7 protein-coding genes are annotated in these 10,921 nt (G+C 40.9%); 4 read left to right on the top strand and 3 right to left on the bottom strand.

What is annotated here, in order from left to right; all coding sequences use genetic code 11:
- Positions 1 to 7: 7 nt before the first annotated feature.
- On the bottom strand, positions 8 to 1,627 hold the full coding sequence (locus HZA77_09805; protein MBI5375720.1) for a tetratricopeptide repeat protein: 1,620 nt from the start codon (positions 1,625 to 1,627) through the stop codon (positions 8 to 10).
- Between the two features lie 133 nt (positions 1,628 to 1,760).
- Between HZA77_09805 and HZA77_09810 the strand changes: the two genes are divergently transcribed.
- From HZA77_09810 to HZA77_09825, 4 genes are all read left to right on the top strand, one after another.
- Entirely contained in the window at positions 1,761 to 4,082 is a 2,322-nt protein-coding gene (locus HZA77_09810) for a carboxypeptidase regulatory-like domain-containing protein (protein MBI5375721.1), read from the top strand.
- 258 nt (positions 4,083 to 4,340) lie between these two features.
- Complete coding sequence (gene leuA / locus HZA77_09815) at positions 4,341 to 6,026, top strand: 2-isopropylmalate synthase (GenBank protein MBI5375722.1); 1,686 nt, start codon at positions 4,341 to 4,343, stop codon at positions 6,024 to 6,026.
- A 117-nt stretch (positions 6,027 to 6,143) separates the two neighbouring features.
- Positions 6,144 to 6,791 carry a MerR family transcriptional regulator gene (locus HZA77_09820; GenBank protein ID MBI5375723.1) on the top strand — a complete coding sequence of 216 codons (648 nt, stop codon included), beginning with the start codon at positions 6,144 to 6,146 and terminating at the stop codon, positions 6,789 to 6,791.
- On the top strand, positions 6,792 to 7,019 hold the full coding sequence (locus HZA77_09825; GenBank protein MBI5375724.1) for a type II toxin-antitoxin system HicA family toxin: 228 nt from the start codon (positions 6,792 to 6,794) through the stop codon (positions 7,017 to 7,019).
- Positions 7,020 to 7,140: 121 nt separating this feature from the next.
- On the opposite strand, the gene HZA77_09830 is transcribed toward HZA77_09825, so the two are convergent.
- A complete protein-coding gene (locus HZA77_09830) occupies positions 7,141 to 8,556 on the bottom strand; it encodes a hypothetical protein (protein ID MBI5375725.1) in 1,416 nt (471 codons plus the stop codon).
- Between the two features lie 185 nt (positions 8,557 to 8,741).
- Positions 8,742 to 10,919, bottom strand: a complete 2,178-nt coding sequence (locus tag HZA77_09835) for a thioredoxin domain-containing protein (GenBank protein MBI5375726.1) — start codon at positions 10,917 to 10,919, stop codon at positions 8,742 to 8,744.
- Positions 10,920 to 10,921 lie beyond the last annotated feature (2 nt).

Consider the following 10,921-nt stretch of genomic DNA (forward strand, 5'->3'; position numbering starts at 1 on the left):
TTAACGTTCATCTGCCAGCTTGTAAAGCTCTTAAATTTTCTTTTGCAGAAGATAAATCAGGGTTTAACCGCAGTGCTGCCTTGAAATGCTCTATCGCTTTATCCTTAAGCCCCATATCCCTGTAGGCAACTGCAAGATTATTATGGATGTAGAGATCATCTGGTTTTAATTTAAGCGCGATTTCGTACTCCTCTATTGCTTTATCCGTAAAACCTCTGATCTGATATGCAACGGCGAGGTTATAGTGGGCATTGCTGTCGCGAGGTCTCAATTCTATCGCCGCATGATACTCCTCTATGGATTTATCAAACATTCCTCTGCTTCTTAACGCAATAGCCAGATTATTATGAGGAGCTTCAGCGTCAGGCGATTTTTTAACAGCATCTGTCCAGAGTGTGAACTCATCCTTCCAGGCAGAATTTCTTTTGACCGTATCCAGAGAATAGAGTCCTGAAATGACAAAGAGCAATATTATGGGAATTATATTTTCTTTTCCGGGAAGCCGGAGACTGCGTAAATTCTTTATTCCTACGGAAAACAAGATCGCAAATCCAGCAGAGGGGAGATAAAGATATCTCTCTGAGAATACATTCTCCCCCACCGCAGGGATGTAAAGAGCTGGAAGAAGGGGAACGGCAATCAATAACATGCCAGTAAATACCGCACTGTTACGTCTCTTCGCAATATATGCAAGACAGACAAATGCGATGACTGCCATAATCCCTATCACGCTTTGCCATTTAAAGAGCGACATGACCGGATGGAAAACATGATAGACGTTAAGATTTACCGGCATGATGAGCTTTACAATATATTGCGTAAAAAGCGGGAATATATTTATAAAATATTCATAAGTATTAAGCTCCGGGTGATTCTTTAAAGGTGAATAACCGCTAAGAGCATACGCCCTCAAAATGAAATAGAGCACTGCAACTGTTAGATATGGAAAATATCTTTTAAGCAAATACCCAAAAGTCTTAATAGAGATAACAGGACTCGGGAGCTTATCTAGCGAGTAATCATAGAAGAATAAAAACAGAGGAAGCGTAAGAGCAGGTTCCTTGCAAAGAGAAGCGAAAAAAAAGAAAATAAAAGACAAAACATATTTGAAGTTCCAAGTCCCTCCTGCTTTCGCATAGAGATAAAAAGAAAGAAGATAAAAAAATGAAAATGACAGCTCCGGAAGCCCCCCTATCCATGCTACAGCTTCAGTGTGGATAGGATGAACGGCAAAGACAATGCCAGAAGCAAAAGCAGGCAGATATAATTGCTTACTTCCCATCAGCATCAAAACTATTAAAAAAACAAGCAGCGCAGTACCGGCATGAAACATGATATTAGTGATATGAAACCCCCATGGATTCATACCAAAGACATGATAGTCAGCCATATAGATAATGTACATCAGCGGACGGTAATAGCTTGAAGCATCCTGTCCCAGAATCCTCCAGACATCAGAAGTGAATATCCCGGGGATATATTTAATGTCCTTCACTAAGGAATTCTCAACAATAAGGGCCTTATCATCATAGACAAAATCATTTTGCAGGGAATTGAGATAGACCGCTGAAGAAATAAGCAGTATGGAAAACAGGAATACATATTTTAAATTTAATATCTTTTTCACAGCACTAGAAAATATATAAACTGTGACACAATGCAATACTTAAAAATAGCTTGACTCTTTAGATGCGACTTCTTAGGATTCACCTCAAAATCTGCCTGCTTAAACGAAGTGAACGATAAAGAGGAGGCTCCTCATGAAAATGAAAATTGCAGGTCTTGCACTTCTGATTTTATTGATTTTAACATCCACATTTACTTTTGCCTCAGACCCCATTGATACTTGGTATTGGAGAAGCGCCTTCCCCGACCCCGAGATTACATTCAAGGGAGTCGTCTATGGCAATGGCTTATTCGTTGCAGTCGGCAATGGAATTGCCTCATCCCCTGATGGAATAACATGGACATCAAGAGTATCGGGCGATGACGGCAGTATGCAATTCTATGGAGTCGCCTTTGGGAACAGCACATTTGCAGCAGTAGGAAGCTCCGGTCTTGTCATGATATCGGGAGACGGTTTAACATGGAATTCAGCTGACCCCGGGACAAGCAACTCCCTCTACGCAGTAACATTCGGGAATAATATATTTATAGCCGTAGGCTGGAACGGTACAATCAGGACATCTTCTAACGGCACTGAATGGTCTTCGGCTGTGTCAGATACAACCAATATGCTTGATGGCATAACCTTCGGGAACAGCACATTCATTATAGTAGGCCAGGGAGGCACAATCCTGTCATCTTCAGATGGAACAACATGGAATTCTAAAACATCAGGTACGAATAACCTTCTCTATGCAGCAGCCTATGGGAGCGGTAAATTCGTTGTAACAGGACTTGGAGGCACAATATTGACTTCTCCAACCGGGGAGACATGGACGCCGCAAACATCAAACACATCAAACCAGCTTTATGCGGTAACTTTCGGGAACAGTCTCTTTGTTGTGACAGGACAGTCAGGAGACATCTTTACATCATCTAACGGAGAGACATGGACGCCAACTTCTGCAGGAGTCTCGGAATTATTTTACGGCATAATCTACTCAAACGGAATCTTCGTGGCAGTCGGAGGCAATGCAAAGATAATAACTTCTTCTGATGGAAATATATGGACAGAAAGGACTTCCGGGAGAAACACAACCAATCTCAGCACAATTGCTTATATTAACAATGCTTTTATTTCAGTGGCACCTGACTCAACATTCACTTCACCCGATGGCGTGTTATGGACTGTCACCACGGACAACAACGTCAATAACGACTACGTCACAGGTCTTGCTTATGGCAGCGGCAAGTTTGTCGTTACTGCCGGAGAACAGGCAATAAATGTAGAGAATTATTCCAATACCATTTTCACCTCATCCGACGGCGTTACATGGGCGGATAACACACCTGAGGCAGGGACTAGGTTCTTATACAACATAACCTACGGGAATGGCTTGTTCGTTGCCGTCGGACGTGATGGAGAAATCCTCACCTCTCCAAACGGGGAAACATGGACTGACAGAGATCCGGGAACAACAGAAACTTTCAGGGCAATAGCTTACGGGAATAACACTTTTGTTGCAGTCGGGAATTCCGGGCTTGTCTATACTTCTCCCGATGGAATGGAACCATGGACAAGCAGTGATTCCGGAACAGGCAAAGACCTGCTTGCCATAACATTTGGAGGAGGAGTATTTGCCGCAGTAGGGACTGACGGAACTATAATCACTTCAGGAGACGGAATAACATGGACTGATAGAACATCGGAAATCAATTCATGGCTGAATGGAATAACCTATGGCAACAATACATTTGTTGCAGTCGGAAGGGATGGAATAATACTCACTTCATCTGACGGAGAAATATGGACGGAAAGGGATTCAGGAAGCAGTTCGTCATGGCTTAATTCTGTAATTTATTCCGGAGATAGTTTCGTCATTGTCGGCGACCAGGGAGATATTGTCCAGTCTGCCTCGACAAGCGCTGAGCAGACTTACAGCATTTCAGGTAAAGTCACATTGAATGGAAACGGGTTTTCAGGAGTAATAATAATAGCAGGCTCCAAATCTGATGTAACAGACATTGACGGCAATTTCAGCATCGATGACCTTCCGGCAGGAAGTTATACAGTAACACCAAGTAAATCAGGTTATACATTCTCTCCGGGCTCCCAGCCTATAAATATTACAAATTCAAATCAAACAGGAATAGATTTCACGGCGGCTATAAAAAAAGGGATAATCATCATATCTCCTTCTGATGGAGAATCCTTCACAGCAGGAGAGAAAAACACTATACGCTGGACAGTATCTTCCAAGATGCACCATTTCGTAATTGAGTATTCTGTAAACGGCGGAAAGAAATGGAAGAAAATTGCAAAGTCAGTAACCGGCAAAAAAACAAGCTATGAATGGTCTGTGCCAAAATCTAATACAGCTAAGACAAACTGTAAAATAAGAATCACAGGTTTTAAGACAGCAAAGAAAAAGACATACATGTCAACGAGCAAGGTTTTCACCATAGAACCTTTGTAACAAACTGAAGAATAACATATTGCTGTTGACATTCAGGGAAAAAATGATTTAGTAGTATCCATGACAATGAATAGAACTATAATTTCAGACGAACGACTTACAAACCTGCTATGGCATTTACAAGCCGTGGCTGGTGAAGGAAAGTACTATCTTATAGAAAAATAAAAACCTGAACCACTTATAAAAATAGAACTTATTTAAAAAGCCACGGACAAAAATCCGTGGCTTTTTCTTTTTGAGAAAGGAAAGAATATGAAAATGCCGGTTAACAAATACAAAGCATATATGTCCATTGATATGCCGGACCGCAAATGGCCTTCAAAAGTGATAACGCATGCTCCCCGCTGGTGCAGTGTTGATTTGAGGGACGGCAATCAGGCGCTTGTAATCCCGATGAGCGTCGATGAAAAAAAGGAGATGTTTAATCTTCTCGTTGAAATCGGCTTTAAGGAAATAGAGGTTGGATTCCCTTCGGCATCGCAGACAGAATATGACTTTTTGCGCTCTCTTATAGAAGGAAACTCAATCCCGGAAGATGTTACTATACAGGTGCTCACACAGGCGCGGGACCATCTTATCAAAAGGACATTTGAGGCACTCAGCGGAGCAAAGCGTGCGATAGTGCATCTCTACAATTCCACTTCAGAGCTTCAGAGACGTGTTGTGTTCCGCATGGGAAAAAATGAGACTATCGAGCTTGCAGTGCGCGGTGCCTCACTTGTCAGGGAAGAAGCTCAAAAAATCAGCGGAACTGAAATCATCTATGAATACTCGCCTGAAAGCTTCACAGGCACTGAACTCGATTTTGCAGTTGAGATTTCAGAGGCTGTGATGGATGTATGGGAACCTGCATCTGAAAGGAAGATGATAATCAATCTTCCGGCAACAGTTGAAATGGCAACACCCAACATTTACGCAGACCAGATCGAGTGGTTCTGCAGACATATAAAAGACAGGAAGAACGTCATCATCAGCTCTCATGCCCATAATGACAGAGGGACTGCCGTTGCTGCCACGGAATTTGCCATCATGGCAGGAGCCGAACGCGTTGAAGGAACCCTTTTCGGAAACGGAGAACGCACAGGGAACGTTGATATCATAACCCTTGCGCTCAACATGTTCTCGCAGGGGATAGACCCTGAGCTTGATTTGAATGATATAAACAGGGTCATAGGCATCTATGAGAAGTGCTCAAGGATTCCTGTTCACATGCGCCACCCTTATGCAGGAGAGCTTGTTTACACAGCTTTTTCAGGGTCCCATCAGGATGCCATAAACAAAGGCATGAGGGCTTACTATGGGGATAAACCTCAATGCTGGGAAGTCCCATATCTGCCCATTGACCCTTCTGATGTTGGAAGAACTTACGAATCTATCATCCGGATAAACAGCCAGTCGGGGAAAGGCGGCATTGCCTATATAATGGAAAAAGAATATGGTTTCAGCATTCCAAAGGAGATGCAGCCTGAGTTCGGTATGATAATCCAGAAAATATCAGATGAAAAAGGAAGCGAGATATTCCCTGAGACGATCAGTGAAGCTTTTTACAATGAATATCTCCACCCTGACTCACCATTCAAATTTAAAAGCTTCAGGGAAGAAGAAAGCGCATACGAGAACGGGAGTTCTGATAAATCAGGAAGTGAAATAAAAGCTGTAATAAATGTTGATGGAATTAAAAAGGAGATTTCCGGAACAGGAAACGGGCCTATTGATGCATTCAGCAATGCCGTAAAAAATGAGATGAAGATTAACTTCAGAATCATTTCCTACTATGAACATGCCCTTGAGCAGGGTTCTGACTCAAAGGCAGTGGCATATATCAGAATAGATGTTGATGGGAATAAATTCTGGGGAGCAGGCATTGATACCAACATAGATGTCGCTTCCTTCAAGGCAATACTGTCAGCTCTTAACAGAGCACAGATGGGGAAGAATGTATGATAATCTGTGTATGCAGCAATTAGAGTCTTTTTTTTAAAGTCAAATTACACTTGACAGTAACCTATATATATTTTTATAAATACATTAATGTAATTAAAATTTCTTTTAGGGGTTATTATGAATAACTTCAATTCAAAAACTGTATGCAAAATAATTGATATAACAAAGAGACAGATTGATCACTGGGACAGGACGCATCTTATAAAACCTTCTGTACAGGAAGCTTCCGGCTATGGCTCAGTCAGGCTTTATTCTTTTCAAGACCTGATTCAGTTTAAGGTAGTAAAAACATTAACTGACAAAGGGGTAAGTATCCAGAAGATCAGGAAGAGTTTAAACTATTTAAGAAAGCATCTTCCGGCAGTTAATAAACCATTAGCAGAACTAAGGTTCCTGACTGATGGAGAAACAATCTTTGTATTAACAGGAAATAACAAACAAATCATAGACACATTGAAGAGCGGACAACTGGTGTTTTCAATCGCAATAGGTGAATTGGTAGAGGAATTAAAAGATAAGATTGAAGTCGTTGTGAAAGAGAAAGGCTATTCTGTTTCAGTTTGCGGGAAGAAGTTTGATGTTGTCCTTCATCCTGATACAGAAGACGGAGGTTTCTGGATAGAATGCCCCTCTCTTTCAGGCTGTGCTTCTCAGGGTGAGACAGTTGAGGATGCCCTCAGTATGATAACGGATGCTATCGAGGGGCATTTAGAGATTGCAAAAGAGGATAATCTGAAACAGACAAGGAAGACAAAGGCTGCCTAAATGTCTGGGCTCAACAATCTTAAACCTGAAAGAGTTGTAAGAGCCTTTGAGAAAGCAGGATGGAAAGTAAGAGGACAAAAAGGAAGTCATGTCCACCTCACCAAAGAAGGCAATCCAAATATTCTCTCAATACCGGTCCACAAAGGGAGACCACTAAAACAAGGCTTGCTTCTTAATCAGATAAAAAAAGCAGGATTGACAATTAAAGAATTTATGGAACTTCTATAAACATCATAACCAAAGTTAGTGATTGCGAAGAAACTATTAAGTTTAGAATGAAATAATTAAATATGGCGCCCCGGAATCCTCCCAGCAGGGATTTACAATTTTAATACTTTGACTTTATATCTTAATCACTGCCTCTTTTAACCTGAAATGAACCTTCAATAGTGTGCTGCTCATTTGGATTATCACTTGATACAAGCACTCCATTAAACTTGCCTTTTATATATCCTCCGATAGCTCCATAACTTGTTACAGTTATTTCTCCACCTCCAGAACTGAGAGAATAATATGAATGATCTTTGTAACCTGAGGTAACAACTATTCTATTATTGGGATAACTTACATTTATAGGGTAATTCCTTTCCGATTGTCCTTTGAATGAGATAGATATAGATGGTTTGATAACAACAGGAAACTCTGGATCAGGCGATGTTTTGTCAGTCCCGGACAATTCTGTGTAACCACCCGAAGAAACCCATTTACCTACAACTCTATCAATTTTAAAATTAGAAAGTTTGTATGACTTGCCATCAAATTTAAAAGAAATATATGTCTCTGCAGCAGGCACTTCTATCTTTTTAGGAGATACTCGGTTACGATTTGTTAGTCCATCACCCAACTCACCCCATCTATTCTGTCCCCAAGTCCATAATGTCCCATCCTTTTTTATAGCTATGGAATGAGACCCTCCTGCAGCAACCTCTACCCAGTTTTTAGATTTACCTATCTGGACTGGAGAAAATCTATTTTCAAATGTTCCATCGCCTAATTGACCATTTGCATTATCTCCCCAAGCCCATAATGTACCATCTGTTTTTAAAGCCATAGTGAAACTGAAATTGTTTCCTGCACTAATTTTAGCCCACTTTCTGCTATTGCCTATCTGAACCGGCGAGGATTTATTCTCAAATGTCCCATTACCTAATTCACCGAACTCATTATTCCCCCATGCCCACAATGTACCATCTGTTTTTAAAGCTATACTGTGAAGACTTCCGGCTGCAACCTCTGCCCAGTCTGTATCTGTACCTATCTGAACTGGGGAATGTCGATCAGTTGTGTCTCCTGTTCCTAATTCACCATATTCATTAAATCCCCAGGCCCATAATGTTCCATCCTTTTTTATGGCAATGCCATCAGCATATCCTGCTGAAATTTTATCCCAATCTCTATCTGTTCCTATCTGAACCGGAAAGGATTTATTCTCAAATGTTCCATCACCTAATTCGCCTGCCTCATTATCTCCCCAAGCCCATAATGTTCCATTTGTTTTTAAAGCTATGGTATTTGACCTCCCAGCTTTAACATCCGCCCACTTCTTGCTCTTTCCTATCTGAACGGGAAAATATCTGATAGTTGTTTTTCCATCGCCTAATTCACCATTTGCATTGGCTCCCCATGCCCACAATGTGCCATCTGTTTTTATAACTATTGTATGGTCACCTCCTCCTGCAATCTGGAAGTCAAAAGCTTGCGCTTCAGGAGATATAACTAAAAACAAAATAAATGCAAAAAAGGATATAAATAGCTTTCTATTCATACCTGCGCTCCTGATAAGGATTAAAAATTTGGTTTAGTTATTTTTAATTTGATTAATACTATTTCCATAAGAACAAATAGTCAATGCAAAGTACATTGTGAAAAATATAGAATAGTATTGGAGTCAGGTATTTATTCTTGTCTCGTTATATTACAGACAGTTCCATCAAAGACTATTTTAATTTTTTATTTCTTTATTATCTCTTTGATTGAATCAGCAACCTTTGCCGCATCTGTCACAGACTTATAGCATGTAGTCCCTATGCATGGATACAGTATCGCTTTCTTATCAGGCGGGAGAATATACGTTTTTCCTGAAGCACCGCTTTCAATATAATTAATGAGCGTGCCCGGATAGTTGAATTTCAGAACCTCCTTCGCCAGGGCATCTCTTGCCGCAATGGAAGGACTATCTCCCTTTCTGTAAACAATCACTGCTTTTAATGGCGGAAATTCGTAATCATAGAGTGCGCTTGCCAACCCCGCTGTCTGAAAAGCATTGTCTCTTATTGCACCTTTTGTTGCGGAAAGAGCTTCTTTTACGATATTGGAATACTTTTCATCTTCAGTGAGAAGATAGATTTTATCAAGAAATGCGATTGCAGCAGCATTGCCTGATGGTCCTTCAATATCATCAATATCAACCGATGGCGCAGAGTAGAGTTGAGTCACATTTTGTATCTTAGATGAGATCTCAGAATAAAAAGATAAGAAGCCAGGCGGTTTTTTGCTGTAGAAGCGCTTAATAAGAATATTCGCAGTCTCCACCGCACGGTCCAGATATTTCCTGTCTGCCGTCACTCCATAACAATCAATGAGGGCAATTCCTGAAAGCGCCTGGTCTTTTAAAAAATATTTCCTTTCCGTTCCTGATGGTAATGGGAAATGGGAAAATCCTTTCCCTGCAATGAATGATTTTGAGATGAGGAAATCCATAGCCTTTAATGCCGACGATTTATATTCCTCTTTTCCTGTTCCCCTGTAACCATCAAGAAGCGCCAGAACTGCAAGCGCATTCGAATCAGTGTAAAATGACCTGTCAATATCCGGTTTGGCAAAAGTGTTTCTGAGAAGTTTAAGTTTGATCATGACCTTGCTTTCAAGTTCCGGCAATTCTGTGGATGAAGCATCATTATTTGCAAGCAAAAATCTTTTTCCATGTCCATCAACTTCAATAGGTATGAGTTTAAATCTCTTATTGAAATAATCTATTTCTTTTGGCGAGAGGGCTTTTTTTATGAGCTCTTCATCAAATGAATAATAGTCCCCTTCGGATTCGTTTCCTCTCACTGCTGCAATGCTCGAATAATACGCGCTAGTCTTGCTGTCTTTCATAAAAGATTCCATGAAATCTAATATTGTAACTCCAATCTTCATAAAATCATTCTTGCCGGAAATTCTGTAGGCGCGGAGATAAATTGAGGCAAGCATTGCGTTGTCAGTTAACATTTTCTCAAAGTGCGGTCTTGACCAGTCTGCTTTCTCGCTATATCTGAAAAAACCTCCCTCAGCATGGTCGTAAAGTGTGCTGTTAAACATCTTCTTAAGGGAAAGTGTCACAGCATCCATGCACTCGCTTTTCCCGGTTGCCATATAATGGCGCATAAGAAAGGCAAGTACTGTTTCTTGTGGGAACTTCGCACTCCCTGATGTGACAAATCCGCCATGTTCTTTGTCAAAACTTAAGAGTATCTCGCTTGCTGCATTATTTAATATTTCATCAGATTTAACCTTAGTGTCACCAGCTTCTGATTTAACTATCCTGTCAAAGAAAAATGCGGTCTGCGATTTTAGCTCCTTCCGGTTCTGTCTGTAAAAACTTGCTCCTTTGTTCAAAACTCCCTTTAATCCCTGGAGCTTATCCGTGTCATCGGGAGGTAAATAAGTTGCACCATAGAATGGAAGACCGTCTGGTGCCATGACAACAGTAAGAGGCCAGCCGACAGGAAACCCGAGCATGCTCATAAGCTCCTGATAGCGCGAGTCAATATCAGGCCTTTCATCGCGGTCAACTTTTATTGCAATGAAGTTTTCTTTTATTATCTTTGCAATCTCCGGATTTGAGTAAGTGTCATTATCCATTCTCCTGCACCAGTAACACCAGTATGCACCTATATCGAGGAGCACCGGCCGGTCAAGGCGCTTTGCCTCGGCAAGAGTTTCTTCGCTCCATTCCTGCCAGGGAACAGGCTCTGATGCAGCTTCGCGCAGATAAGGGCTTCGCGCATTTTTAAGATTGTTTGTTAAGAATTTGCTTTCAGCAGAAAAAGCAGGAGCAGGAATATATGTCAAAAACAGCAATGAAATAAATAAAGCAGCAATGTGCTGCTTTCGCGAATGCAAGATTTCATATATTTTATTCACTC

The sequence above is a fragment of the Candidatus Schekmanbacteria bacterium genome (genome assembly GCA_016219965.1).
Classification (GTDB): Bacteria; Schekmanbacteria; GWA2-38-11; order GWA2-38-11; family J061; genus JACRJM01.